This window comes from Massilia sp. Se16.2.3, from assembly GCF_014171595.1.
Classification (GTDB): Bacteria; Pseudomonadota; Gammaproteobacteria; order Burkholderiales; family Burkholderiaceae_D; genus Telluria.
The window spans coordinates 75,136-101,283 of sequence record NZ_CP050451.1; the positions used below are offsets into that span (position 1 = coordinate 75,136).

General features: G+C 65.7%; 24 protein-coding genes and 4 pseudogenes. 7 read left to right on the plus strand and 21 right to left on the minus strand.

From position 1 onward, the window contains the following. Positions 1-3: 3 nt before the first annotated feature. Both G4G31_RS00350 and G4G31_RS00355 read right to left on the minus strand, forming a co-directional pair. Positions 4-315: an H-NS family nucleoid-associated regulatory protein gene (locus G4G31_RS00350; RefSeq protein WP_182989825.1), complete on the minus strand. Its 312-nt coding sequence runs from the start codon at positions 313-315 to the stop codon at positions 4-6. 205 nt (positions 316-520) lie between these two features. Next, entirely contained in the window at positions 521-1,621 is a 1,101-nt protein-coding gene (locus G4G31_RS00355; protein WP_182989826.1) for a glycosyltransferase, read from the minus strand. A gap of 975 nt (positions 1,622-2,596) precedes the next feature. On the opposite strand from G4G31_RS00355, the gene G4G31_RS00360 reads away from it, so the two are divergent. Then, a complete protein-coding gene (locus G4G31_RS00360) occupies positions 2,597-3,445 on the plus strand; it encodes a symmetrical bis(5'-nucleosyl)-tetraphosphatase (protein ID WP_182989827.1) in 849 nt (282 codons plus the stop codon). A gap of 18 nt (positions 3,446-3,463) precedes the next feature. On the opposite strand, the gene G4G31_RS00365 is transcribed toward G4G31_RS00360, so the two are convergent. The 6 genes and pseudogenes from G4G31_RS00365 to G4G31_RS00390 all read right to left on the minus strand — a co-directional run bounded on the left by G4G31_RS00365 (position 3,464) and on the right by G4G31_RS00390 (position 8,016). Then, a complete protein-coding gene (locus G4G31_RS00365) occupies positions 3,464-4,252 on the minus strand; it encodes a 1-acyl-sn-glycerol-3-phosphate acyltransferase (RefSeq protein WP_229425244.1) in 789 nt (262 codons plus the stop codon). A 52-nt stretch (positions 4,253-4,304) separates the two neighbouring features. Next, positions 4,305-5,604 (minus strand): annotated as a pseudogene (locus tag G4G31_RS00370) (dihydroorotase). A gap of 11 nt (positions 5,605-5,615) precedes the next feature. Beyond that, the gene (locus G4G31_RS00375) at positions 5,616-6,593 is read right to left on the minus strand and encodes an aspartate carbamoyltransferase catalytic subunit (RefSeq protein WP_182989828.1); all 978 of its coding nucleotides are present in this window, start codon (positions 6,591-6,593) and stop codon (positions 5,616-5,618) included. Next, positions 6,574-7,104, minus strand: coding sequence for a bifunctional pyr operon transcriptional regulator/uracil phosphoribosyltransferase PyrR (gene pyrR, locus G4G31_RS00380; protein ID WP_182989829.1), 531 nt, complete (start codon positions 7,102-7,104; stop codon positions 6,574-6,576). Before pyrR ends, G4G31_RS00375 begins: the two co-directional genes overlap by 20 nt. Next, positions 7,091-7,483, minus strand: coding sequence for a Holliday junction resolvase RuvX (gene ruvX, locus G4G31_RS00385; protein WP_182989830.1), 393 nt, complete (start codon positions 7,481-7,483; stop codon positions 7,091-7,093). The genes pyrR and ruvX overlap by 14 nt, the downstream gene beginning before the upstream one ends. A 2-nt stretch (positions 7,484-7,485) precedes the next feature. Continuing rightward, positions 7,486-8,016, minus strand: coding sequence for a YqgE/AlgH family protein (locus tag G4G31_RS00390; RefSeq protein ID WP_308601243.1), 531 nt, complete (start codon positions 8,014-8,016; stop codon positions 7,486-7,488). A gap of 365 nt (positions 8,017-8,381) precedes the next feature. On the opposite strand from G4G31_RS00390, the gene G4G31_RS00395 reads away from it, so the two are divergent. Next, on the plus strand, positions 8,382-9,839 hold the full coding sequence (locus G4G31_RS00395) for a deoxyribodipyrimidine photo-lyase (protein ID WP_182989831.1): 1,458 nt from the start codon (positions 8,382-8,384) through the stop codon (positions 9,837-9,839). Between the two features lie 28 nt (positions 9,840-9,867). Here G4G31_RS00395 and G4G31_RS27905 read toward each other — a convergent pair whose 3' ends face one another. The 10 genes and pseudogenes from G4G31_RS27905 to G4G31_RS00425 all read right to left on the minus strand — a co-directional run bounded on the left by G4G31_RS27905 (position 9,868) and on the right by G4G31_RS00425 (position 20,129). Next, positions 9,868-10,698, minus strand: a complete 831-nt coding sequence (locus G4G31_RS27905) for a response regulator (RefSeq protein ID WP_308621962.1) — start codon at positions 10,696-10,698, stop codon at positions 9,868-9,870. Between the two features lie 20 nt (positions 10,699-10,718). Continuing rightward, positions 10,719-12,059 carry an Hpt domain-containing protein gene (locus G4G31_RS27910; RefSeq protein ID WP_308622183.1) on the minus strand — a complete coding sequence of 447 codons (1,341 nt, stop codon included), beginning with the start codon at positions 12,057-12,059 and terminating at the stop codon, positions 10,719-10,721. 1,235 nt (positions 12,060-13,294) lie between these two features. Beyond that, positions 13,295-13,537: pseudogene (locus G4G31_RS27915) on the minus strand (Hpt domain-containing protein); the annotation flags it as partial. Next, positions 13,431-13,859: a hypothetical protein gene (locus tag G4G31_RS27920; protein ID WP_308622195.1), complete on the minus strand. Its 429-nt coding sequence runs from the start codon at positions 13,857-13,859 to the stop codon at positions 13,431-13,433. The pseudogene G4G31_RS27915 and the gene G4G31_RS27920, both read right to left, overlap by 107 nt. A gap of 330 nt (positions 13,860-14,189) precedes the next feature. Then, positions 14,190-14,651, minus strand: a pseudogene (locus G4G31_RS27925) (Hpt domain-containing protein); the annotation flags it as partial. 1,761 nt (positions 14,652-16,412) lie between these two features. Then, positions 16,413-18,329, minus strand: coding sequence for a methyl-accepting chemotaxis protein (locus G4G31_RS00410; protein WP_308621964.1), 1,917 nt, complete (start codon positions 18,327-18,329; stop codon positions 16,413-16,415). After that, positions 18,326-18,706 (minus strand): hypothetical protein, encoded by a 381-nt coding sequence (locus G4G31_RS27930; RefSeq protein WP_308621966.1) that lies wholly within the window; start codon positions 18,704-18,706, stop codon positions 18,326-18,328. The genes G4G31_RS00410 and G4G31_RS27930 overlap by 4 nt, the downstream gene beginning before the upstream one ends. A 96-nt stretch (positions 18,707-18,802) precedes the next feature. Further along, positions 18,803-19,342: a chemotaxis protein CheW gene (locus G4G31_RS00415; RefSeq protein WP_229425246.1), complete on the minus strand. Its 540-nt coding sequence runs from the start codon at positions 19,340-19,342 to the stop codon at positions 18,803-18,805. Next, positions 19,343-19,711: a PleD family two-component system response regulator gene (locus G4G31_RS00420; RefSeq protein WP_275944328.1), complete on the minus strand. Its 369-nt coding sequence runs from the start codon at positions 19,709-19,711 to the stop codon at positions 19,343-19,345. A 22-nt stretch (positions 19,712-19,733) separates the two neighbouring features. Beyond that, positions 19,734-20,129 carry a PleD family two-component system response regulator gene (locus tag G4G31_RS00425; RefSeq protein ID WP_182989832.1) on the minus strand — a complete coding sequence of 132 codons (396 nt, stop codon included), beginning with the start codon at positions 20,127-20,129 and terminating at the stop codon, positions 19,734-19,736. Positions 20,130-20,146: 17 nt separating this feature from the next. On the opposite strand from G4G31_RS00425, the gene G4G31_RS00430 reads away from it, so the two are divergent. Beyond that, entirely contained in the window at positions 20,147-20,305 is a 159-nt protein-coding gene (locus tag G4G31_RS00430) for a hypothetical protein (RefSeq protein WP_182989833.1), read from the plus strand. 154 nt (positions 20,306-20,459) lie between these two features. Here the strand turns inward: G4G31_RS00430 and G4G31_RS00435 are convergent, their stop codons facing one another. Next, a complete protein-coding gene (locus tag G4G31_RS00435; RefSeq protein WP_182991627.1) occupies positions 20,460-20,639 on the minus strand; it encodes a rubredoxin in 180 nt (59 codons plus the stop codon). Positions 20,640-20,707: 68 nt separating this feature from the next. Between G4G31_RS00435 and G4G31_RS00440 the strand changes: the two genes are divergently transcribed. The 4 genes and pseudogenes from G4G31_RS00440 (at position 20,708) to G4G31_RS00455 (ending at position 24,192) form a co-directional block, all read left to right on the plus strand. Further along, complete coding sequence (locus tag G4G31_RS00440) at positions 20,708-21,529, plus strand: bifunctional hydroxymethylpyrimidine kinase/phosphomethylpyrimidine kinase (RefSeq protein WP_182989834.1); 822 nt, start codon at positions 20,708-20,710, stop codon at positions 21,527-21,529. A 15-nt stretch (positions 21,530-21,544) separates the two neighbouring features. Further along, a pseudogene (hemL, locus tag G4G31_RS00445) lies at positions 21,545-22,844 on the plus strand (glutamate-1-semialdehyde 2,1-aminomutase). 84 nt (positions 22,845-22,928) lie between these two features. Then, positions 22,929-23,729: a hypothetical protein gene (locus tag G4G31_RS00450; protein WP_202033694.1), complete on the plus strand. Its 801-nt coding sequence runs from the start codon at positions 22,929-22,931 to the stop codon at positions 23,727-23,729. A gap of 19 nt (positions 23,730-23,748) precedes the next feature. Further along, positions 23,749-24,192, plus strand: coding sequence for a hypothetical protein (locus G4G31_RS00455; RefSeq protein ID WP_182989835.1), 444 nt, complete (start codon positions 23,749-23,751; stop codon positions 24,190-24,192). A 91-nt stretch (positions 24,193-24,283) separates the two neighbouring features. On the opposite strand, the gene corA is transcribed toward G4G31_RS00455, so the two are convergent. Both corA and mtgA read right to left on the minus strand, forming a co-directional pair. Further along, positions 24,284-25,255 carry a magnesium/cobalt transporter CorA gene (gene corA / locus G4G31_RS00460; RefSeq protein WP_182989836.1) on the minus strand — a complete coding sequence of 324 codons (972 nt, stop codon included), beginning with the start codon at positions 25,253-25,255 and terminating at the stop codon, positions 24,284-24,286. 140 nt (positions 25,256-25,395) lie between these two features. Beyond that, entirely contained in the window at positions 25,396-26,118 is a 723-nt protein-coding gene (gene mtgA, locus G4G31_RS00465) for a monofunctional biosynthetic peptidoglycan transglycosylase (protein WP_182989837.1), read from the minus strand. Positions 26,119-26,148 lie beyond the last annotated feature (30 nt).

Genomic DNA, 26,148 nt, shown 5'->3' on the forward strand with positions numbered 1-26,148 from the left:
CGATCAAACGCGGAGCTTGTCCAGGGACTTGCCGCCCTCGACCCACTCCTTGACCCACTTCGGCTGACGACCACGGCCAGTCCACTGCTGCGACGAATTGTCCGGATGACGATAACGCACCGCCACCGTGCCGGTCTTCGAACCGCGCGCTGGCGTGCTGAGCAGGTCTTTCAGCGGCATACCCACTTTTTGGGCGATCGCCAGGATCTGTTCGCGAGCCTGCTGCACTTCCTGCTGCTCACGATTTTTCATTTCCTGCTTGATTTGCTCTTGCAAGTTGCGCAAATCGCCAACCGACATATTTGACAGATCCATCATCGTTCCTTGAATGTTGGGTTAGAGCGCCTAACAAAATCCCATGGCTGATTGCATCGTCTCGCCTTGGGCCAACCTGTCTTGACGGGACATTTTTCCCGGCCCTGCTGCGGGAGCGACGCCCCGCAGCACCATGACATTTTGCTAGGCGCTCATATTAAATCAGTGATTATCACCAAATGTCGCAATATACTACATTGACAATTTATTGCCAGTCTTTCTTGCGCCAAATCAGCCATCGTGGCGACTTGAATCGGACGATGCGTGCATACAGCCACAGATAGCTGATCACGAACAATAAACAAAATACCATCAACACGCCTGTATTTTGCCAGAACATTGTAGCGGGCACGACTGCCATGAGTGAAAAGAGCCACAAATACGGCGAGGTACGCGCATTTCGCTTCAGCAGTGCACGGGCTTCTTTTGTACCGACAGTCCATCGGACGATACGCCGAAAAATAAGGCTGTGCAAGTGAATGCCGTCGGGTACCGCAGGGGATTTGCCGCGTACAAACATACGGCGATATGCGGAAAAGATCGTCTCGAAGGCGGGATAAATCAGCAGCAGTAGCGCATACCAGGTGGAGACTTCCGGATTACGCATTACCAGCAGCAAGGCAAGCTCACCCAGCATGAATCCGATAAAGTAGGCACCGCCGTCGCCGAGGAATATCAGGCCCACCGGGTAATTCCAGATCAGGAAGCCGGCCGTGGCGCCCGCCACCATCAGGGCGGTAATCAGGACGAACATGTCATCGACCTGCAAGGCCACATAGGCCAGCGACAGCAGCATGCAGATCGTGACCATGCTGGCCAGTCCATTGAAGCCGTCGATGATATTCACGGCGTTCGCAATGCCCGCCACCGCCAATACCGTCAGCGGCAGGGCGATCCAGCTTGACGCCACCACGGCAATCCCGAGCGGCAGGTCGATACGGGCGATCTTCGCGTCGAGCAGCAGGTATCCCAGCAGCGCTCCCGCCATGGTCAGCAGCAGGCGCCGCGAAGGGCGGACCGTGCCCGTATAGTCTTCGGCGATGCCGCCAATGAAGGCGACGAAGGCGCATACCAGCAGCACGGCCAGCAGTTGCATCAGGGCGGGCTCGCGCCAGATCGAGATCGCCGCCGTCAGCACCACCGCAAGGTAGATCGGCAGGCCGCCGATACGCGCTACCAGGTGCGAATGGGCGCGCTGCACAGCGTCGAAATCGGAGTCGAGCGCAGGCCCATGCAGTTTCGCCTGCTTGATGACGAGCAGGGTCAGCATGGCCGAACAAATGAAACTCACGAGAAATGAGAACATGCAAACCCTGCGGTTCGGGACTCAACAGGCGAACGCCGGACATAGGTGCGGCCCGGCGAACGTATCGCGATCATCGCGCTTGCAAAAAGAATAATCCATTCTAACCGGATAAGCGTTCTCAGCCCGGCACGCCAGTTTATCGTGTGTACCGTCGCGGCAGTTGCGCAAGATCGCGTGCGACTGGAATGGTTGCGAAAAACTTCCCGGGCGGGGCGAAGCGCTCCCGGCAGAAGCCGAATCGACCGCCGGCAATGCAACCAATGGCGCGCGGGCTCACTTTCTCGTGCCGGCATGCGTTAATTGATGGCGCGATTTGCGCCGCCCTTCGAAACGGTGCTGGTCAATATAAAGAACACTGTTGCCAAGGAAATAAAATAGGAGGACCGCATAATCCGATGTTGTTTGCGCAAGCCGGCATCGAGCCCACCCCGAATCGCTCGCATCGTGCTGCCCGCTGCGATTACCCGGGGTAGCACGAAGCGAAAACCTCCACGGCTGGGTTACCGCCTCTTGCCGTGCGAGGGCATTGCATTGAACGCCGCGCCCGGCATTGCCTTATGGGCTAGCCAGCGTCCATGGTGTTTATGTCGGCGGCGCGTGGGCAAGGCCTGGTGAATTCGCGCGGCGCTTGTCCGGGACCGGCAGGATTAAATGGCGGGTGTTCCGAATCAGGCCAGGATAAGCGCCCGGGACAGGAAGGAGCAGGACTGGCCGCCGCCGACGCGATGTCTCCAGTGGATAACCGGACAATTGCGCGCCTCCGCCGGTGGTCGCCAATTACGCCAATACGCTGCAATCGGCTACGGCCGGGATAATCGAGCGACCATGGATTGCCGCCGCGGTGGTGGCGCAGCGGCGCTGGGGGCCCCCTCCCCGGGTCACCACCCCGGGAGAAAATCATTTAGTATGCCCCCAAAGGTAAAAGCCGCGCCTGCGCCTCCCGCGACCGCGGCACTCTGGAATCACGGACTCACCATGAAAACCTATGTCATAGGCGACCTGCAGGGTTGCGCCCACGAGGCCCAGGCCCTGCTCGACAAGATCGGCGAAGACGCCGGCGGCGACGCCCGCATCCTGTTCGTCGGCGATTTGATCAATCGCGGTCCGGAATCGCTGATGGCGCTGCGCCGCATGAAGGCGCTGTCGGAATCGAGCTGCGGGCGCGTCGAGGCGCTGCTGGGCAATCACGATCTGCACCTGCTGGCGGTGGCCGTCGGTGCCCAGCGTGCCAGCAAGTCCGATACGCTCGACGAGATCCTGGCCGCCCCTGACCGCGACGAACTGATCGCCTGGCTGCGCCAGCGCCCGCTGGCGATGTTCGTCGATGCCCACCTGTGCGTGCATGCCGGGGTGCCGCCGCAGTGGAACGCGGCGCAGACGATGGCACTGGCCGGCGAGGTCGAGGACATGCTCAGGAGCGAGGACTGGATCGACTTCCTCGCGCAGATGTACGGCAACCTGCCCGACCGCTGGGACGACGCGCTGCAGGGCATCGAACGCCTGCGCTGTATCGTCAACGCCCTGACGCGCATGCGCCTGTGCCTGCCCGACGGTACGATGGATTTTGCACACAAGGAAAGCGAGAGCGGCCCGATCGGATCAGGCCTGCTGCCCTGGTTCGACCTGCCGGGCCGGCGCACGACCGACGTCACGGTGGTGTTTGGCCACTGGTCGGCCCTGGGCCTGATCCTGCGCCCAAACCTGGTCGGCCTGGACAGTGGTTGCGTCTGGGGCGGCAAGCTGACCGCGGTCTGCCTGGACGACCGCAAGCTGCTCCAGGTCGACTGCCCGGAATATCGCCCTCATGCCGGCAAGGCTCCCTGACCAGGCGCCCCGGGGCCGTTACAGCGGCGCTGTGGGCGATGCGGCGTGAAGGAGGCGTGGTGGCTCCACCAGCGCCCGCGCAATCGCCTCATGGGCCGCCTGGGCCAGTTCGCGCCGGTGGGCCCCCGCACCCGCGATTGGCACCAGGCAGGACAGGCGCGCGTGCACGGGCGGCCCGCCGAGGATGGACATGATGCTCTGCACGAAGGTTACCTCGCCGGCATAGTCGACGCCGCGATGCCAGCTGCCGTGCGCGTCGAGGTAGGCCAGCGCGCAGGGCTGCACCGCTACTTGCGCGTCGACCGCCGCCTCGAACAGGTTGGCGTGGAAAGGCAGCACTTCGCCCCGGGTGCCCACCGTCCCTTCCGGGAAGAAGGCCACGCGCTCGCCCTGCTCCAGCACCGCCACCAGCCCCTTGAAGATGTGGCGCAGTTCGCGCCGGTTGCCGCGCGCGAGGAACACCGTGCCGGCGGCGTCGGCTAGCCAGCCCAGCACCGGCCAGGCACGGATCTCGGCCTTGGCGACGAAGCGGCAGGGATAGACCGAATTGATGACGAAGATGTCGAGCCGGGAGATGTGGTTGGCGACGAACAGCGCGTGCTCGAGCGCCGCCGCGCCGAAAGCCTCGACGCGCACGCCGCAGATGCCGAGCAGGCGGCGCGACCAGCGCCGCGTGGCCGCTTCGCGCAGGCGCCGCCGCGCCCGGGGAAAGACCGGGGCGCAGGTCAGCAGGCCCACGAGCAGGTGAACGATCACGCGCACGAGGCGCCAGGCAAGACGAAGACGGATCATAAAGAAGACAATCATGGCACACCCAGCCGCGCGTCGGCGCAGCCGGGTGAGCCAGGCTCGTTGGACGCTAGGCCGCGCGCTGCCAGGCGAGGCGCCCGCCGACGACGGTGGCCATCACCTGGCCGGTGAGCTCGTAACCCGGGGAAAGGCGTGTGTTTGCCCTGGCTGGCCAGCGCCGCGCCGTTCACGACCCAGCGCCTGGCCGGGTCGAACAGCACGAGGTCGGCGGCCGCGCCCACGGCCAGCTGGCCGGCGGCCAGGCCGGCGATGCGGGCGGCGTCGCTCGTCACCTTCGCCAGCGCGCGCGGCAGCGCATCGGCACCGCGCTGTTCATGCCCCCACTCGTCGGCCCACTTCAGCATCAGCGCCAGCAGCAGCTCGAGGCCAGTGGCGCCGGGCGAGGCTTCGCCAAAGGGCAGCAGCTTCTCGTCGTCGTCGACCGGGGTGTGGTCGGAGCAGACCGCGTCAACGGTGCCGTCGGCGATGCCGGCGCGGAGGGCGTCGCGGTCGCGCTGGGCGCGCAGCGGCGGGCTCAAACGCGCATTGGAGTCGAAGAAGCCGATGTCGGCGTCGGTCATGTGCAGGTGGTGCACGCCGACGTCGCAGGTGACGGGCAAGCCTTCCTTCTTGGCCGCGCGCACCAGGTCCAGCCCGGCGGCGGACGACAGGCGGCACAGGTGGACGCGCGCGCCGGTCGAACGCACCAGCTCGAAGATCGTGTGCAGGGCGATGGTCTCGGCCATGACCGGCACGCCGGACAGGCCCATGCGCGAGGCCAGCGGCCCACTGTGGGCCACACCGCCGCGGCCGATGTGCGGGTCCTGCGGGCGCAGCCAGACGGTGTAGCCGAAGGTCTTCGCATACTGCAGCGCGCGCAGCAGCACGTTGGTATCGAAAATCGGCACTTCGGCCTGGGCAAAGCCGATGCAGCCGGCCTCCGTCAGTTCCGCCATCTCGGTCAGCGCTTCGCCCTTCAGGCCCATCGTCAGGGCGCCCAGCGGGTGCACGTTGACCAGGTTCAGGGTACGCGCGCGGTGCTTGAGCATCTCGACCAGGCCGGGTTCGTCCAGCACCGGGTCGGTGTCGGGCGGGCAGACCAGCGTGGTCACGCCGCCCTGGATCGCCGCCTGCATTTCGGACTCCAGCGTGGCCTTGTATTCGTAGCCGGGCTCGCGCAGGCGGGCCGACAGGTCGACCAGGCCCGGTGCGACCACCAGGCCGGTGGCATCGAGAATGTGTTCGGCCATGAAGCCGGCGGGCGCATTGCCGACGCCCGCGACCTTGCCGTCCGCGATGAACAGGTCCGTGACCGTGTCGACGTTATTGGCCGGGTCGACCAGTCGCCCGTTCTTGATATGTAGATTCATGCGTGCGAAGTTCAAACCCTGCCTCCCGCCAAAATACTCATCACTGCCATGCGCACCGCGATACCGAAGGTCACCTGCGGCAGGATCACCGCCTGCTTGCCGTCGGCGACGGCCGAGTCGATCTCGACGCCGCGGTTCATCGGTCCCGGGTGCATGACGATCGCGTCCGGCTTGGCCAGCGCCAGGCGCTCTGGCGTCAGGCCGTAGCTCTTGAAGTACTCCTGCGCCGACGGCAGCAGCGCGCCCGACATGCGTTCGTTCTGCAGGCGCAGCATGATGATGACGTCGACGTCCTTCAGGCCTTCGTCCATGTTGTTGAAGACGCGTACGCCCATGTGTTCCAGGCCGCCCGGCAGCAGGGTCTGCGGGCCGATGGCGCGCACTTCCGGCACGCCGAGGGTGGTCAACGCATGGATATCCGAGCGCGCCACGCGGCTGTGCAGGATGTCGCCGACGATGGCCACGCGCAGCTTGGTGAAGTCCTGCTTGTAGTGGCGGATCGTGTACATGTCGAGCAGGCCCTGGGTCGGGTGCGCGTGGCGGCCGTCGCCGGCATTGACCACGTGGATATCCTTCTGTCCGGTGCGGTCCAGGTGCTGGGCGATCAGGTAAGGGGCGCCCGACTGCGCGTGGCGTACCACGAACATGTCGGCGTGCATGGCCGCCAGGTTGTCGATGGTATCGAGCAGCGACTCGCCCTTGGTGGTCGAGGAGGCCTGGATGTTCAGGTTGATGACGTCGGCCGACAGGCGCTTGGAGGCGATCTCGAAGGTGGTGCGGGTACGCGTGCTGTTTTCAAAAAACAGGTTGAACACGCTTTTACCGCGCATCAGCGGCACCTTCTTCACTTCGCGGTCGGAGATGCCCACGAAACTCTGCGCCGTGTCGAGGATGTGGTTGATGATCGCCTTCGGCAGGCCTTCGATCGTCAACAGGTGCTGCAGTTCGCCGTTCTTGTTCAGTTGCGGATTATTGTGCAGGATCGGCATTGTCGTCTTCGATGGTGAGCGAGAGTTGACCAGCGCCGTCGCGGCTCAGCGACAGCAGCTGGTGACGTTCGAGCGTGGTGCGCACGCCGACGAAATCCGGTGCCACCGGCAATTCACGGCCGCCACGGTCGGCCAGCGCCGCCAGCTTGATGCAGGCCGGGCGGCCATAGTCGAACAGCACGTTGATCGCCGCGCGCACCGTGCGTCCGGTGGCAAGTACGTCGTCGACCAGCACGATGGTCGCGCCATCGACATTGAAGCCGATGTGGGTCGGCTTCACGTCCGGGTGCAGGCCCTTCTTCGCATAGTCGTCACGGTAGAACGAGACATCGATGAAGCCGAGGCGGCCCTTCAGGTCGAGGTCGAGGGCCAGCCGCTCGGCCAGCCAGGCGCCGCCGGAATGGATACCGACGATGGCGGCATCGGGCACGGCTGCAAGGCCTGCGCGCACCTGTTCGAGCAGGGCGCGGTACAGCGCTTCCGCATCGAAGTCGTGTTTAGTTGTTGGCATGATCGTCAAAGTACTGTTGCAAAATGATGGCGGCCGCCTTGGCATCGATGTGTTCGCCGCGCCTGGCGGGAATCACGGCGGACGAATAGCGTTCGTCGACCAGCTCGACGGGCAGGTTGAAGCGGCCGTGCAGCTGGTTGGCGAAGCGGCGCGCGCGCAGGGTCATGTCGTGCTCGGCGCCGTCGGGATGGAGCGGTTCGCCGACGACCAGGCGCGTGGGGCGCCATTGGTCGATCAGCGCGCCGATGGTCTTGAAGCGGGTGGCGTTGTCGATCGCATCGACAACGCTGAGGGGCTGCGCCTGCCCGGTGAGCGTATTGCCCATCGCGACGCCGATACGCTTGATACCGAAGTCGAATCCAAAAACGATCTCAACCATTGTCACGCATGGCCGGCCTCGGTGGCGAGCATCATCGGGTCGATGCCCAGCAGTTTGATGGCGGCGTTGTAGCGCTCCTCGATCGGCAGGTCGAACAGCACGTGCGCGTCGGCCCCCACGGTGAGCCAGCCGTTGCGGGAGAGTTCTTCTTCCAGCTGGCCCGGGCTCCAGCCGGCGTAGCCGATCGACACCAGCATGCGCGCCGGTCCGCTGCCGCTGGCGACGGCTTCGAGCACGTCGATCGAGGTCGTGAAGGCGACTTCGTCGGTGACGTTCAGCGATGACGAATAGCGCCCGCCAGGGCTGTGCAGCACGAAGCCGCGGTCGTCCTGCACCGGGCCGCCGAACATGATCGGCTCGTCCTCGACGACCGAGCGCAGGCCTTCGTCGACTTTCAGGTCGATGCGATCGAACAGGACTTCCATCGTCATGTCCGTCGGCTTGTTGATGACCACGCCAAGCACACCTTTTTCGTTGTGCTCGCAGATGTAGACCACGGCGCCACCGAAGATCGGATCTTCCATGGAGGGCATGGCTATAAGGAAATGATTGGCCAGATTCAACCCAGAAGGAGCCGGACCGATATTGCCCAGAAGTTCGCTCCCCTGGGGCAGGCCGGCCATGGGCATGGTGCTGCCGATTTTGCTCTTCTTCATACGCTGACTCTCTGTTGGCTCGCTCTTCAGGACTCCCGACGGGCTGCTGCGCCGCAGGCGGGACCGCTGTTGTGGCACGCGTGAAGCGCTAATATCCAGACTACAACATTTTGGGCTTTTCGCTAGTTTACACTGAAACGCGCACCTGGCCACCGGTACTGCCGTTGCGCGCGCGATTTGCATTCACCCGAAGCGGCCATCCTGGCCCTTAAAATGGCCCGCCGTGTTGACTGAACACACTTATGATTCCTACAAGAAATTCTCTGGTCTGGTTCCGGCGTGACCTGCGCGCTTTTGACCATGCCGCCCTGCACCACGCGCTGCGACACGCTGCATATGCCGCAGGCTCGGTGTATTGCGCCTTCGTGTTCGATACCGACATCCTCGCCGGCCTGCCCCGAGGCGACCGCCGCGTGCGCTTCATCCACGCCAGCCTGCTCGAGCTCGACGCCGAGCTGCGCCGTCTCGGCGGCGGCCTGCTGGTGCGCCATGGCCGCGCCTGCGACGAGATTGCGCGCCTGGCCGCTGAACTGCAGGCGGGCACTGTCCACGTCAACTGCGACTACGAGCCCGCTGCCATCGAACGCGACGCACAGGTCGCATTTGCCCCGGAGGCGGACGGTCGCCAATTGCTGAGCTACAAGGATCAGGTCATCTTTGAAAAAAGCGAAGTGCTGACGCTGGCCGGGCAGCCGTATGGCGTATTCACGCCCTACAAGAACGCCTGGCTCAAGCGCCTGGCGGCGGCGCCGGACGTGCTGGCGCCCTGGCCGGTCGAACCCCATGCGGCCGCGCTGGCGCCCGTCCCGGCGGATCCGTTGCCGAGTCTCGCGCAACTCGGTTTCGAGGAAGGCTTGCCGCCGGCGCCGCCGGGGATGAGCGGGGCGACGGCCTTGTTCGAAGCATTTGTCGCGCGCCTGCCCGACTACGGCACGGCACGCGACTTCCCCGCCCTGCCCGGCACCTCGCGCCTGTCGATCCACCTGCGCTTCGGCACCACCTCGGTGCGCCACCCGGTGCGCACGCTGCAGCAGTTGATGGCCAACGGCGCCGGTGGCGCGGGCGCGCCGGTCTGGCTGTCGGAACTGGTCTGGCGCGATTTCTACGCGATGATCCTGTTCCATCACCCGCATCTGGCCGAGCGTTCGTTCAAACCGGCTTTTGACGCCGTCGCCTGGGAATCCGGGGAAGAGGCGCAAGCCCTGTTCGCGGCCTGGTGCGAAGGCCGCACCGGCTACCCGCTGGTCGACGCGGCCATGCTGCAGTTGAACGGCACCGGCTTCATGCACAACCGGCTGCGCATGGTGACGGCCAGCTTCCTGGTGAAGGACCTCGGCATCGACTGGCGCTGGGGCGAACGCTATTTCGCGCGCCAGCTCAACGATTACGAGCTGGCCTCGAACGTCGGCGGCTGGCAGTGGGCCGCCTCCACCGGCTGCGACGCCCAGCCCTGGTTCCGCATCTTCAATCCAGTGACGCAATCGCAGAAGTTCGACAAGGAGGGCGCCTTCATCCGCGCCTGGCTGCCGCAACTGGGCAAGCTCGACGCGCGCGATATCCACGCGCCTTGGCTGGTGCCGGCGGATGAATTGAAGGAATGCGGGATCGTGCTGGGAGAGGATTATCCACGGCCGGTCGTCGACCATGGACAGGCGCGCCAGCGCACGCTTGAACGTTTTGCGGTGGTGAAGGCGGCGTAGGGTGGACGGCTCGGCCGTCCACCCTACATTACGCTGCCGGCATCTCGCGGCCGAGCAGGCCCGCGATCGCCCCCAGCAGCACCGGTTCCTGGAATGGTTTGCCGAAGTAGGCATTCACACCCAGGCCCAGCGCATAGTTGCGGTGCTTGTCGGCGGTACGCGAGGTGATCATGATGATCGGCGTCGCACTGGTGGCCTTGTCGTCGCGCACATGGCGTACCAGGTCGAAGCCGTCCATGCGCGGCATCTCGATATCGACCAGCATCAGGTCGGGACGCACCTCGGGCAGCTGCTCGAGCGCGTCGAGCCCGTCCTTGGCCAGCACGACCCGGTAACCTTCGCGCTCGAGCAGGCGCTGGGTCACGCGGCGCACGGTCAGCGAATCGTCCACCACCATGACGGTCGGCTGGTGCACCGGCACTTGCTGCACCACCGGTGCCGACGGTACGAGCGCCTGCACCACGCTGCCGGCATGACGGCTCAGCGCCAGCGGGTTGAGGATCAGGACGATCTCGCCCGAACCGAGCACCGTGGCACCGGCAATGCCGGGCACGCGCGCCAGTTGCGGACCGAGGTTCTTGATGACGACCTCGCGGTTGCCCAGCACCTCGTCCACCAGCAGCGCACCGCGTTCGCCGCCGCTGGCCATGACCAGCACCGGACGCGAACGCAGGCCGGGCTCGAAGGTCTCGCCTTCTCCCAGCAGGGCAGGCAGGTAGTGGAAGGGCACGACGTCGTCCCCCACTTCGATCAGGTTGGCGGCGTTGGCGTTGATCAGCTCACGCTCGCGTACCTGGATCACCTGCTCGACCAGGGTCGAGGGCAAGGCGTAGGTCTTGCCGGCGCTGGAGACCAGCACGACCTGGGTGACGGCCAGCGTCAGCGGCAGGCGGATGGTGAAGCGCGCACCCTTGCCACGCTCGGTGACGATGGTGACGCGTCCGCCGGGGCCTGCGCCTCGGCACGGACAACGTCCATGCCAACGCCGCGGCCGGCCAGTTCGGTCAGCACGTCGGCCGTCGAGAAGCCCGGCTGGAAGACCAGTTCGGCCGCCTCGGCGTCGCTCAGCTGCACGCCAGGCGCGACCAGGCCGAGCGTCGCCGCCTTGGCACGGATGCGATCGAGGTCGAGACCGGCGCCGTCGTCGCTGAACTGCAGCACGACTTCGTTGCCCTGCTGGCTGACCTGCACCAGCAGTTCACCGGTTTCCTGCTTGCCTGCTGCCGCACGCACGGCACGCGGCTCGACGCCGTGCACGATGGCGTTACGCAGCAGGTGCTCGAACGGCGCGGCCATCTGTTCCAGCACGCTGCGGTCGATCTCGACCGCGCCACCGCGGATGTCGAGGTTGACGCGCTTGTCGGTCTCCTTGGCGGTCTGGCGCGCCACGCGGAACAGGCGCTCGGACAGGCTGGCAAACGGCACCATGCGCACCCGCATCAGGTCGCGCTGCAGGTCGCGGGTCATGCGCGATTGCGCATTCAGTTCGTCCCCTGCCCCGTCGATGCTGCGCGAGAGCGACTCGTGGAAGGACGCGACGTCGTTCACGCTCTCGGCCATCATGCGCGTCAGTTCCTGCAGGCGCGTGAAGCGGTCGAACTCGAGCGGATCGAATTCGCGCTCGCCGGCGATCGACATGCGCGAGGCGATCTGCGATTCGGCCTGCATCTCCACTTCGCGCAGCTGGCGGCGCAGACGACCCAGGTTGTCCGAGAAGTCGGCCAGCGCGCCCTTGAGCACTTCCATCTGGTTTTCCAGGCGCGAACGGGTGATCGACACTTCGCCGGCCTGGGTCACCAGGCGGTCGAGGATGTCGGCGCGCACCCGCACCAGCGGCGTACGGGCTTCCGTCGGCGACTGGGTCTCGACGACGCTTGCCGGCATGAGCGGCAGCGCCGTTGCCGGCGTGCCTTCCTGCCCTGCCTCGGCGCCTTCAGCCTCGCCGACCTGGGCTGGCTGCACCAGCTGCTCGAACAGCGCCGGGGCCTGGTCGTAGTTGGCCATCAGTTCGTCGAACGCGGCCGGTGCCGTGGTGCCGGCGTGGACCATGTTCTCGACCTGGGTTTCCAGTTCGTGGGTGTGCTGGCCGATGCGCATCGCACCAGCCATGCGGGCGCTGCCCTTGACCGTGTGCAGCGTCCGCAGCAGGCCTTGCGCCGGTGCCGGATCCTGCGGATTGTGCTGCCACTGGCGCAGGCCGTTGCCGATCTGCGGCAGCAGGTCGGCGGCTTCTTCCGGAAGATCGGCAGCAGGTCCGCGTCGAGGTCGTCGCGCAGCATCGGCTCGACCGGCAGCAGGCCGGCCGTCGTGTCGAGTGCCAGCGGACGGGCAACCGTTTCCGGTTCGGCCAGCGGCTGCACATACAGCGGGGCTTGCGGAGCCGGTTCCGCACCCTGCGGCGCCTGCTCGGGCTGCGCTGCGGCTTCCGGCACCGGTTCCGGCTGTGCTTCCTCTTCGGCTGCGAGCACTGGCTCGGCGACAGCGTCGAGTTCGGACTCGGACTGCGCTGCGGGTTCCTCCGCCTGGGGTTGCTCTGCGGTTTCCTGCTCGCGTTCCGCGTCAGGTTCCTGTGCGATGACCAGCTCAGGTTCCTGTTCGGCTGCGAGCTCGGGTTCCTCTACGGCTTCCGGCTCGGCGACCTGTGCTTCCAGCTCAGGTTCCTGCTCAGCCTGGAGCGCAGGCTCCTCCGCGGCCTCCAGCCCGACGGCCTCCAGCTCAGCTTCCTGCTCTCGTTCCGCTTCCGCTTCCGCTTCCGCTTCCGGCTGCAATTCCGGCTCGGCTTCTTCTTCGAACGCCGGCTCGGCCTGCGCTTCGACGATTGATTCAGCGTCGGATTGCGCTTCGGCCCCCAACACCGGCTCGGCTTCGGCTTCGGCTTCGGCTTCGGCTTCGGCTGCTACTTCAGTATCCAGCTCCGGCTCAGCTTCGACTTCGGCTGCTACGCCAGTCTCCAGCTCCGGCTCCAGCGCGGCTTGTGCCTCGAGTTCGGGCTCCGGATCGGCCGCCGGCGCGATGGCTTCATCGGCAGCAAGCGCTTCCGGTGCAACGTCGGCTTCTTCGGCTGCCTGCGCTTCGGCTTCGGCCTGCGCAGGCGCCGGCGTATCGAACAGGTCGTCGAAGTCCAGGCCGAACAGGTCGTCGACCTGGCTGTCGGCCGGCGCGGCGTCCAGCTGCGCCGCCGGCGCCGCCTCTTCGAACACCGGCGGGTCGCTCAGCAGGCTGTCATAGGTCTGCTCGAACAGGGAATCGAGATGCCCGGCCAGTTCCGGCTCGGCTTCGCCATAGGCGGCCGCGGCGTGATACGAGGTCAGCTCGTCGCGCAGGACGGCGAGCTGCTCCAGCATCGCGTCCTGGGCCGGTACCAGTTCGTCGCGCGAGAATGCCTGCAGCATGCCGCGTACGCTCTCCAGCGCGGCCTCGAGCACGTCGTGCTGCGTGGCGCTCAGCGTTGGCGCAGGAGCGCCCAGCTGTTCGAGCGTCGTTTCGATGGCCTCGGCCAGGTCGCGCAGGTCGACGAAGCCGACCGTGCTGGATGTACCGGCCAGCGTGTGCGCGGCTTTCAGCGCGTCTTCGGTGACGGCGCGGCCCGGCTCATGGCGCCATTCGCTGAAATCGCGCTCGAGCACGCGCAGCAGCTCGTCGGTCTCGGCAACATAGATGTTGTACAGGCCCAGCGGAATCCGAGAGCGTGCCGACACGGCGGATGCCGTCCTCGGGCGCCGGTACCGGGCGGGTGGCCGTCGGCAGTGCGATGACATTGCTGGCCTCGTGCTCGCCCACCGGTTCCGCGTCCTGCGCAATGTGTTCCGGCGCAGCGGCAGCGTCCACGGCGTCGCTCGCGTCGACAGCCGCTTCCGCGTCGACGCCGGCTTCGGCTTCGGACTGGACGCCGGTAGTGCCGGCTTCGACAACGGCAAGGTCCGACTCGGTGAAGTCGGTGTCGGCCTCGGTGTCGGCCTCGATTACGGCCTCGGCATCCGCCTCGGCTTCGACGGCAAGGTGCTCGCCGGCTGCCGTCATGTCTTCCGCGTCAGCCTGTACTGCAAGCTCGCCCGCTTCGTCCGTGGACACATCCGACTCGATGGCCAACGGGGCTTGCGCGTCGCCTTCCTCGTCGGCTTGCGCGACAACCGGCGCTTCCGCTTCCGCTTCGGCCAGCACCGGCGCCTCGACCGCTGTCTCCTCGCCGGCGACAAAAGCTTCGCCTGCCTGCACGCGTTCGGCGCAGGCGATCAGCGCGAGGCCGTCGCGGCGCGAATAGCCGGCTTGTGCCAGCTCCGCCACCCACGGTGCCAGCTGCGCGTGCGCATGGGCCACCAGCAGCAAGAGGTCGGGCGTGGCGCTGCGGCTGTCGGCCAGCCAGACGTTCAGTACACGTTCGATCGCGGCGGCGGCGCCACCGAAGGTATCGAGGTTCACCATCCGCGCGCTGCCCTTGAGCGTGTGGAAGGCGCGGCGCACGATCGTCATCGAGTCCTGGGCGCTCGGCTCGCGCGCCCGGGACAGGCAGCGTCGCCGCCACCACGCCCAGCACCTCGTCGGCCTCTTCGATGAAGATCTCGAGCAGCTCGGCGTCGACGCCGGCCATGTCGGCATCAAGCGCGGGCGCGGGCGCGGCCGGCGCAAGCTGGGTCGCTCCCACTTCCGCGGGGGCGTGCACCGCCGGCGTGTCCGCTTCGGCAACCGGTGTGGCCTCCGGCGCGGTATCCGACGCGGTATCCGGCGCGGTATCCGACGCGGTATCCGGCGCGGTATCCGGCGCGGTTGCCAGTTCAGCAACCGACAAGGTGTCGGTCGTTTCAGCCGGCGCATCCTTCGCTGCCAGCTGTTCGTAGCTCAGTTCAAGCAGCAGCCCGGCTTCGGCGTCGAAGACGAAGCGGCTGCGGGCGCTGTCGCCGTTCTGCGCCAGCATGTCGGTGAAGAAGCCGAGCGCGCCGATGTTGCGCGCGATGTTGTGCAGTGCGCCGGACTGGGCCTGGACGTCGCCGTCCCCTTCGGCCAGCCGCGCCACGGCTTCGCGCACGTGCTGCGCGGTACGGGCGGCGGCATCCTGGTCGAGGATGGAGAGCGCGCCTTCGACCTGGTGCAGCTGGGTGCCGGCATGGTGCAGCGCGGCGCGCTTGCCTTGCGGCTCGTCGTAATACTCGTCGAGCAGCTTTTCGACCTGGCGCAGGCCATTCTTGATTTCACCCGCCAGCACGGCCACGGTCTGGCCCTGCTGGGTCTGGCGGGTCAGTTCGTTCTGCCATTGCGGTGCGGCCGGCAGCGTGTCGCCGGCGGCAAGGGCCAGCAAGCGCTGGCCCACCACTTCTGCGTGCTGGTCGAAATCGGCCGGCAGCTGGCGCACCTGGTCCAGGCCCTGCTCGACGAACAGCATGGCGGTGGCCATCTCGAGGCCGAACTGGTCGCTGCGGCCGGAGGCGATCGATGCATTGGCCGCCTCGCCGAGTTCGCGCAGCAGCTGCGCCGGGGCCGGCGCGCCCAGCTTGTCGCTGGCGCCGGCGAGCGTGGCCAGCGCTTCGTTGAAATCGGCTTCGCAGCCGGCGTCGGCACGCACGGCCAGCTGGTCCCAGTCGGACTTCGAGCGGGCCAGCGCTTCCTTGGCTTCCTTCAGCGCGTTCGGGTCGACCTTGCCGTAGCGGCGCTCGTTGTAGTCGGCCGGCACGGCACCATCGAGACGGAAGGCGCGGCGCAGCTGGGCCGCGTCGGTGTTCTCGTCGAGTTGAGGCGCGGCGGCGATGAAGAACAGGGCGTCGCGCAGCAGCGCGTCGGCCAGCTGCATTTGCCCCTGGCTCAGGCGGCGCAGCTGCGAGTTGACCTGGCTGAACAGCTGCTTGATGTACAGGTCGCCCGCGAGCTGCTGCGATCCAACCAGCGCGGCAACGCTGTGCAGCGCGCTCCAGAAGGTGCGTGCACGCGCATCGATGCTGGCGTCGGCCAGGGGCGCGAGCGCTTCGCTCAGCGCCTGGGCGTGACGGGCGCGCGCGGCGTCGTCGCTGCTCTTCAGGTAAGGCAGCAGCGCTTTTTCGAAACTTGCGCGGCAGCGTGCGTAATCGGGCGCGCCACCCGAGGGTGGCGGCAAATCGAGCGTGACCAGGCCGTCGACGGACAGCAGCTCGGACGGGTGGATGCGCTCCACGCGCAGCAATTCCTGCAGCGCGCGGTAATACGGGAACAGGCGCAGCGGCTGCGGCTGGGTGCCGGCCACCAGCTCCTCGAGGTATTCGCCGATCGCGCCGTAGGCATCGCGCACGGCCTGTGCCGTGTCAGGCGTACAGGCCAGCTTGCCGTCCTTGAACGCGTCGAGCGCACGCTCGGCCGCGCCAGTGAGCAGGCCTACGCCTTCCACGTCCACCATCTGCAGCGCACCGTGCGCCTGGTGCAGGTGCGTCTTCGCGTGCAGCAGCAGCGTCGGCTGCGCGTCGCTCGATCCCGTGGCCGCGTCCAGCAAGGCGCTGCCCGAACGCTCGAGCGCGTCGCGGATCTCGCCGATCACCCAGGATAGGGGACCGGTATCGAAGGCGACCATGTGCAAAGGTGAAGTCATGGCGATGAATCGTTCGTGGAGCAACATCAATGGGCGACGCGGAAGCGCGATACCGAGTTTTTCAGTTCCTGTGCCAGTGCAGCCAGCTGATGAATCGACTGCGCCGTCTGGCGGGTACCGGCCTGCGTATGCTCCGTGACCGACAGGATATGCTGCATGTTACGCGCAACGCCGTTGGCCGAGGTGGCCTGCAGGCTGGTAGCGAACGAAATGCCCTGAATCAGTTCGGCGAGGCGGTTCGACACGCGCGAAATGTCGGCCAGTGCGGCGCCGGCGGCGTCCGACAGGCGGGCACCCTCGACCACGCCCTGGGTCGATTTTTCCATTGCCGCGACGGCGTCGTGGGTGTCGGTCTGAATGGTACGCACCAGCGCGCCGATCTGCTTGGCCGCTTCGCCCGAGCGTTCCGCCAGGCGCTGCACCTCTTCCGCAACGACCGAGAAGCCGCGGCCGGCTTCGCCAGCGGACGCCGCCTGGATCGCCGCGTTCAGCGCCAGCACGTTGGTCTGTTCGGTAATGTCGGAAATCAGCTCGGTGATCTCGCCGATCTCCTGCGAGGATTCGCCCAGGCGCTTGATGCGCTTCGAGGTTTCCTGGATCTGTTCGCGGATCTCGTGCATGCCCGAGATGGCATCCTGCACGGCGTTGGCGCCCTGCTCCGCCGCGGCAACCGACTGGCGCGCCACGTCGGCCGATTCGTTCGCCGATTTCGACACGTCGGTAATTTCCCCGGCCATGCGCAGGACGGTGGAAGACGCGTCCTCGATCTCGCGCGACTGCTCTTCGGTTGCACCCAGCAGTTCGGCCGACACCTGCTGCGCGTCGTTCGATGCCAGCGTCACCTTCTCGGCGGTGGTGGTCACGCGCTGCACCAGGCCGCGCAGTTCCTCGACCGTGTAGTTGACCGAGTCGGCGATCGCGCCGGTGATGTCTTCCGACACGGTGGCGTGCACGGTCAAGTCACCGTCCGCCACTTCCTGCAGTTCGTTCATCAGGCGCAGAATCGCGGCCTGGTTCTGGTCGTTGGTGGCCTTGGCTTGTTCTTCCTGGGCCTGTGCCAGCTGGCGCTGCACCTCGGCTTCGCGGGTACGGACGTCGGCGCTGCGGGCACGGATGCGCGAGTCCTGCACCATGACGCTGGCGATCGAGAGTGCGGAGATCACGGCGAGCACGGTCGCCACGATACGCATCCAGAACCAGCCGCTCTGGGTAGCCTGCTGTTCGAAGTAACCCGACTGCAGGGCGGCCACTTCCTTCTTCACCAGTTCGTTGTCGCGGTGGATGGTACGGGCGGCGGCGCGGGCTTTCGAGTACGCGGCCGGGTTGTCGAGGAAGGGAGCGAAGTCCTTGCGGAAGGACTGGAAGCGGGTCTGCACCTGGATCAGCTTTTCGCGCAGGTCGGGGTTGCGCTGGGCGGCGGCGCCGTTGAGCACCGTACCGAGGGCGAATTCGAAAGCGGCGGCGTCGGCGCCGATACGCACCGCGGCGTCGTCGCCCGGCGCGCCGATGGCGAAGAACTGGTTGGCGCCGCGCGCCAGGCGCTGCGTCAGCATCATCATGCGGCCGATCGCGGCGAGTTCTTTCGCGCTGGCGCCGCGTTCCACGTTCTGGGTCATCAGGTCTTCGGTCAGCTTGAGCATCTCGGTCGCCATGCCGTCGAGCTGGCGCACGCTGCGGTCGAAGGCGATCAGTGCCGGCTTCATCTTGATGATATTGACCGCGCCCTGCTCGGACGCTTTCCAGGTGGCGCGCACGCGCTGCAGCTGGGTACCCTGGCGGCCGCTGGCGGCCGGCACGTTGACGGTGCCGACGTCGCCGCCGCGGGTCAGGAGGCCCAGCTTGCGCTCGACCTCGGTGTGGCTTTCGTTGAGCTGGTCGAAGGAATCCGGGCTGCCCGACAGCGCGTTCGGGGCTGCCTTGCCGACGCGCTGGCTGTGCATCATGATGTCGCCGACCACCGGATCTGCGCCGCCACCTTGGCATTGACGCGGGCGCCCTGCCACATACCGAGCACCATCACCGAGATACCGAGCGCGAACAGCACCATCAGCAGGCGCAGCTGGCGCGGCAGCGACATGTGGCCGATGAAGGGCAGCGTGAACTGGCTGCCTTCGTCGTCATCGTCGTTGAAGCCGCCCGCCGAGCGGACCATGCCGGTCAGGCGCTGCAGGACCGTGGTGGCCGTGCCGGCGGCTGCCACGGCGGCAAGCTCCTCGGGAGGCAGCACCTCGGCGTCGCCTTTGACGGCGTCCGGTGCGGGTTCGGAGTCAGCCTCCTCCGCAGCATGCAGGCCGAACTGGGTGTCCGGCGAGGCCAACACGGTGTCGTCCTCGCTGTTCCCGTTTGGAAGAATATCGATAGTCTTTGACGCGGTTCCCATTGCGGCTCCTGGTGCTACGGCTTTTTGTAATTGAAGTTAGAGAGACTTGAGTGCGACATGCAGGAAACGTTCTTCCTGCACCAGCGACGCCAGCGACAGCGGCGTCCATACTTGGTCATCGGCGTCGCGCAAGCGCGGCGCTTCCGGTGTTCCTTCGCGGGTCATGGCGGCGGCGCGGCGCAGGCCATACACACGCGATACCAGCAGCGCGCAGTTGAAGCCCAGGCGCGGCGCCAGCGATACCAGGCGCGCGTCGGGACCGGCGCCGGCGTCCATGCCGAAGTAGCGTGCCATGTCGATCACGCCGAGCAGGCTGCCGCGCACGTTGGCCAGGCCCGGTACCGGGGCTCGGTCAGCGGCACGCGCGCCAGCGGCAGCGGCGAGACGATCTCGCCCGCTTCGGCCAGCTCGACGAGGAAACGCTCGCTGCCAATGGCCACGCCGGTGGTGCTGGGCGGTGCCGGTACCTTCGTGGGCCGCCTGCATGCGTGCCAGCAGCTGCGTCTGGTAGTCGCGCAGGCGCGAGCGGCGGGCCGCCTGCGGCGCGAGCGTGCTGCTGCCGACAGCGGCGTTCACTCAAGCACCCAGTTCTGCAATGCGAGCCAGCAGCTGCTCTGGATCGACCGGCTTGACGAAATAATCCTTGGCGCCCTGGCGGATGCCCCAGATACGGTCGGTTTCCTGGTTCTTGCTGCTGCAGATAATGACGGGCACATTGGCGAACTCGGGATCCTTCACGATCGAGCGGGTGACCTGGAAGCCGTTCGAACCGGGCATCACCACATCCATCAGGATCAGGTGCGGGCGGTCGGCGCGGATCTTCGACAGGGCATCTTCGCCACTTTCGGCGGTGGAGACGGAGAATCCGTTCTTCACCAGGATATCGGTCAGGTAATAGCGTTCGGTCGGCGAATCGTCGACGATGAGGACTTTGGTAATGGCCACGGGAGGTTCCGGAATCGGTTAATCAGGCTTTGGGGGCCGTATGCTCGCGGACGGCCGCGAGCAGGGTGTCTTTGGAAAATGGCTTGGTCAGGTACGCGCTCGACCCGACCATGGCACCGCGTGCGCGGTCGAACAGGCCATCCTTGGAGGACAGCATGATCACCGGCGTGGTATGGAACCGTGCGCTCTTCTTGATCAGGGCGCAGGTCTGGTAACCATCGAGTCGCGGCATCAGGATGTCGCAAAACACCAATGCCGGATGATGGTCGTTGATCTTGGCCAGCGCGTCGAAACCATCCTCGGCCAGTACCACGTGGTAACCGGCCTGGGTGAGGAAGATTTCGGCCGAGCGGCGGATCGTGTTGCTGTCATCGACCACCATGACGGTCAGGCCGGTTGCTTGCTGCGATGTCGTCATTTTAGTTTCAATTCAGCATGAACCGTCAAGATAGCATAGGGATTTTGGCTTGTGCGCAAGGTGTTGCGCAATATCAACCCAAAGAAAACGAAAGAAAGAGTTTATTGTCGGAAATGCTAGAAGTTTCGATATCATTAATAAATGTTTTGATAACGAAATTATTTAAAAGACAATGAAATGAGCGAAAACGGATGTCGTCTCGTTTTGCGGGCGGAGCGCGGGAAAAGGCGTTTAGCTGCGGCGTGCAGCGAGGCGGGAGGGTGGGTACAAGGCGTACCTGAAAGGCAGGCCTTGCGGGAGTCGCGGCGCAGGCGGCGCCGCGACAGGCCATCAGATGGCGGTCATCTCGAAATCGTCCTTGCGCGCGCCGCACTCGGGACAGGTCCAGTTCATCGGCACGTCGGCCCAGCGCGTGCCTGGCGCGATGCCGTCTTCCGGCGCGCCCGCTTCTTCGTCGTAGACCCAGCCGCAGATCAGGCACATCCAGGTCTGGTAAGCGGTCGCGGTCATCTCGTTACTCACGTTTTCGTTCCTTCGATCTAGTAAAATGGGGAATCAGGTATCTTAATCTACCCGTCGTGCAAATCCAACCGTCTCCGCTGATTCTCACTTTTGGCGTGGCCGACCCTGTCGGCGCCCTTGGCGTTCAGGCAGACCTGGCCACCTTCGCCGCCCACGGCTGCCATGCGCTCTCGATCCCCACCGCCCTGCTGGTGGCCGACAGCGCACGCGTGGAGGAATGGCATGAAGTCGACACCGGCGTCATGGCCGACCAGGCGCGCCAGGTGCTCGAGGACATGCCGGTCGCCGCCGTCAAGATCGGCGCCATCGCCAGCATCGAGCAGGCCGCGGCGATTGCCGAGATCGTCTCGGACTACGCCGACGTGCCCCTGATCGTCGACCCTTTCCTGTCCGCCCTGCCCGACTCCGGCATGTCCGACGAAGACATCGTCGCCTCGATCCGCCAGATCCTCGCGCCCCAGGCAACCATCCTGCAGCTGTCGCAATCCGAACTCGGACGCATGGCCGAACTCTGGCGCGAAGCCGGGGCCGATGGCGGGCTCGAGATCGACGTCGCCGAACTGACCTCGCGCGGCTGCCAGTACGTGCTCGTCACCTGCACCTCCGGTAGCGGCAACAACCGCGCCAATACCCTGTTCGACCGCGACGGCGTCGTCACCACCATCGACTGGCAACACCTGCCCGGCCCCTTCGTCGGTGCCGGCACCACCCTGTCCGGCGCGCTGGCGGCGCTGATGGCGCGCGGCCTCGATGCCGCCGAGGCGCTGGCCGCCGCCCGGGAATTCACTTATGGCGCCCTGCGCCATGCCCAACGCTTCGGCATGGGCAAGCTCGTTCCCAACCGTTTTTTCCGCGCGCATCTGGCGCACGGCCAATAACAAGAAAGCATCGCCATGACGAATCCAGCATCAGAATCGCGCAACGACATCCTGTTCGCCCGCGCCCAGCAGAGCACACCCGGCGGCGTCAACTCGCCGGTGCGCGCCTTCCGTTCGGTCGGCGGCACGCCGCGCTTTCATCACCCGCGCCGAAGGCCCGTATTTCTGGGACGCCGACGGCAAGCGCTACATCGACTACATCGGTTCCTGGGGCCCTGCCATCGTCGGCCACGCCCACCCGCAAGTGATCAAGGCGGTGCAGGATGCGGCCGCCAACGGACTTTCCTTCGGCGCGCCGACCGAGGGCGAGATCGAGATCGCCGAGGAAATCTGCCGCCTGGTACCCTCCATCGAACAGGTGCGCCTGGTGTCCTCGGGCACGGAAGCGACGATGAGCGCGCTGCGCCTGGCGCGCGGTGCGACCGGACGCGACAAGATCGTGAAATTCGAAGGCTGCTACCACGGCCACGCCGATTCGCTGCTGGTCAAGGCGGGCTCGGGCTTGCTGACCTTCGGCAACCCCACCTCGGCCGGCGTGCCGGAAGACTTCGTGAAGCACACGCTCGTACTCGACTACAACAACGTCGCCCAGCTGGAAGACGCTTTCGCATCGATGGGCGACACGATTGCCTGCGTGATCGTCGAGCCGGTGGCCGGCAACATGAACCTGATCCGCGCCTCCCAGGAATTCTTGCAACGCATGCGCGAGCTGTGCACGGAACACGGCGCCGTGCTGATTTTCGATGAAGTGATGTGTGGCTTCCGCGTCGGCCTCGGTGGCGCCCAGGAAATGTACGGCATCACACCCGACCTGACGGCCCTGGGCAAGGTCATCGGCGGCGGGCTGCCGGTGGCGGCCTTTGGCGGCAAGGCGGAACTGATGCAGAAGATGGCGCCGATCGGGCCGGTCTACCAGGCCGGCACCCTGTCGGGCAATCCGGTGGCGGTCGCCGCCGGCATGACTACCCTGAAACTGGTGCAGCAGCCGGGCTTCTACGAGCGCCTCGGCGCTGCCAGCGCCAGGCTGGTGGAAGGCTTGACGGCAGCGGCGAAGGAAGCAGGCATCGTCTTCTGCGGCGACGCCGTCGGCGGCATGTTCGGCTTCTATTTCAGCGAGAAGGTACCGTCGACCTATGGCCAGATGATGGCGGGCGACAAGACGCGCTTCAACGCCTTCTTCCACGGCATGCTGGACGAAGGCGTGTATTTCGCGCCGGCCATGTTCGAGGCCGGTTTCGTGTCGGCTGCGCACGACGATGCCGTCATCGACGCGACGATTGCAGCCGCCCGGAAAGTCTTCGCCCGCATCGCTTAAGCGAGCACAAACGGCCCGCGCGCGCGGCCGCGGCGGCAAGCACCGCCTGTGCCATGATAGATCCAACTCCGGCTGGGTTTGACCATGGCGCGACTTCGACGTTCCCCTCCCGGCGCGCCCCGTTCGCGGGTGCCGCGCTCGCAACAACCGCTGCCCCATGCGGGCGGCGCGTTGGTGACAAGCGCGCTGCTGCGCGCGGCCGAGGGTGCCAATCCAGACAGCTATTACGCGGGCATCGTCGACGCCTTCAATGACGCGGCGCGGCGCTACGGGTCGACACGCCCTTGCGCCTGGCGCATTTTCTCGCCCAGATCGGACATGAAAGCAGCTTTCGCGCGAGCGAGGAAAATGGCCATTATTCGGCCGCGCGCATGCACGAGGTATTCGGCTGCCGCGGGGGGCGCCGCCGGCTACGACCGTGCGCGCGACGATTGCCGCCTGGGCCTCGACGGCCAGCCGGCCCGGCTGCGTCCGAAACTCTGGCTGGAACAGGACAGCTATGCCGGCAATCCGGCGCGCCTGCTGTCCTATGTGTACGCCAACCGGCTCGGCAATGGCGACGAGGAATCCGGCGATGGCTACCGCTACCGCGGACGCGGCCTGATCCAGCTGACCGGCAAGGCGAACTACCAAGCCTTCACGCAGGCGCACAACGCCCGTGACAGCGGGGATCCGCGCGATTTCGTGGCCGATCCCGACCTGTTGCTGAGCGAGCTCAAATACGCCATCGAATCGGCTTTCCATTACTGGGAGACGCGTAAAGTAAATGCGCTTGCCGATCTTGACGATCTCGAGGGCGTGACCCGCGCCGTCAACGGCGGGCTGAACGGACTGGACGATCGGGGAGCGCGCCTTGCACGCATCAAGAAAGCATTGGGAATCTAGGCTCATCCTCAGGCTCATCGTGGCTGCGGCCACCTGCAGCCTGCTGCCGGCCGGCGCCGAATCGCTGTGCGCGCCGCACGAGCCGGTCGTGTTTGCTTGCCACGTGGGCACGAAGATCGTCTCGCTGTGCCGCCCGGCCGAAGGCGAAGGCGTGCTCAGCTACCGCTTCGGCCGCCCTGCCGCCCTCGAGATGCGCTATCCGGAGCCAGGCCGCCCCGTGCGCTCGGCCTTTACGGTCAGCACGCTGCCCCTCGTCGGCGGCGGCGAAACCACGGTCGCGTTCGAACGGGGCGGCTATACCTATACGGTCTACAGCCGGGTGGCACGCGGCGCCGACGGGGCGACGCCCGAGTTCGAAGATGGTTTGCTCGTCAAGCGGCGCGGCAAGGTGGTCAGCAAACTGCGCTGCGAAGATGGCGGCGAAGGATTCCGGGAACCGGTGGCGGAGTGGAAAATGAAATAAAATTTCACTTCCATTGCGAGGTGAAAGGATATTTCATCGCGCCCTGCCCGCGCCATGCGAAAAAGGGGCTGCTACGGCGGCCCCATCGTCCTCAATTCAGGTTCAGCCAGCCGCGCTTCTTGAAATACCACAGCGGGGCAATCGCGGTGGCAGCCATCAGCGCCAACGCGAACGGATAGCCATAGCTCCAGTTCAGCTCTGGAAACTTGGTGAAGTTCATGCCGTACACGCTGGCGATCATCGTCGGCGGCAGGAAGGCAACCGAGGCCACCGAGAAGATCTTGATGATCTTGTTCTGGTTGATGTTGATGAAGCCGACGGTGGCGTCCATCAGGAAGTTCACCTTGTCGAACAGGAAGGACGTGTGGCCGTCGAGGGATTCGATGTCGCGCAGGATCTGGCGCGCCTCGTCGAACTGTTCCGAATTCAGTAATCGGCCACGCATCAGGAAGCTGACGGCGCGGCGCGTGTCCATCATGTTGCGGCGGATGCGGCCGTTCAAGTCTTCCTCGTGGGCAATCGCGTTCAGCGCGGCAGCAGCGTCCTGGTCGGTAAATTCCTTTTGCAGCACGCGCTGGCTGACTTCCTCCAGGCTCTCGTAGATGCCCTCGAGCGCGTCGGCCGAGTACTCGGCGTCGGTGGCGTACAGGTCGAGCAGCACGTCCATGTAGTCGGCAATCGAGCCGGGCCGCGAACGCGCGCGCATGCGCACCAGGCGAAACACCGGTAAATCGTCCGAGTGCACCGAGAACAGCATCTTGCCCGACAAAATGAAGGCGACGGTGACGACACGCGAGGGGCCGGCTTCCTCTTCGAGCAGGAAATCGGTACGCAGGTGCAGGTCGCCGTTTTCCGCTTCATAGTAGCGGGCCGAGGCCTCGATGTCCGAGACCTCGTCTTCGCCCGGCAGCGAGACACCGTAGATTGTCTTGACCCAGGCGCGTTCGTCGTCATCCGGATCGGTCAGATCGACCCAGACAGGCGCGGCATTCTCCAGGTCGGCGCGCGACGCGATCGGGACCTGGTTCAGGCGGCCATTCTGTAGGACAAATACGTTGATCATGCGCTTTCTCGGCCGGAATCAAAACTGACGCAAGTGTACCCGCTTAGCCCCCTGCCCGGCCACCCCGAAACAACAGTTTCGCCCGGCATTAAGCTGTTTTTCAGCGAAACACAATCAACCGGCGCAGTGGCTGCTCGCTCTCAAGGCAACTCGGCGGCGCGCATGCGGCGCTGTATCAGGTTCGTGCGCTTGACGAGGTAATTCGTGCTGCGGTGGGTATCGTAGTAGCGCGGGTTGGGCAGCATCACGGCCAGGCGCGCAGCCTGGGCCGGCGCCAGGTTGGCAGCCGAGGTGCGGAAGTAATAGCGCGCGGCCGCTTCGGCGCCGAACACGCCGCGGCCGAATTCGACCACGTTGAGATAGACCTCGAGGATGCGCCGCTTGTCCATCATCGTCTCCAGCATGAAGGCGATGATCATTTCCTGCCCCTTGCGCAGGTAGCTCTTGCTCCCGGACAGGAACAGGTTCTTGGCCAGCTGCTGGGTGATGGTGGAGCCGCCGCCAACCACCTTGTGCTTGCGGTTGTTGCGCTCGTAGGCACGTTCGAGCGCGTCGAAATCGACACCCGGATGGTCGGCGAAATTCGCATCCTCGGACGCCACCACCGCACGTTTCAGGTTGGTCGAGATGCGCTCGTAGGGCACCCATTGGTGCTTCAGTTCGGCCTTCGGATTCTTTTCGCGCAGTTCGGAGAGCTGCTGGCGCATGAAACTGGTCGACCCAGGATTGAAATGGACGAACCAGCATACCTGCACGAAGAAATACAGCTGGATCAGGATGAAGGCGAGTATCGGGCCCAGGAAGATCCATTTGATCCAGCGGCGCTTGCCTGACCCGCTCTTGGTGTTGCCTTGTTTTGCCATGGTGGTTGCCAGGTGAATCCTGTTTGCCTG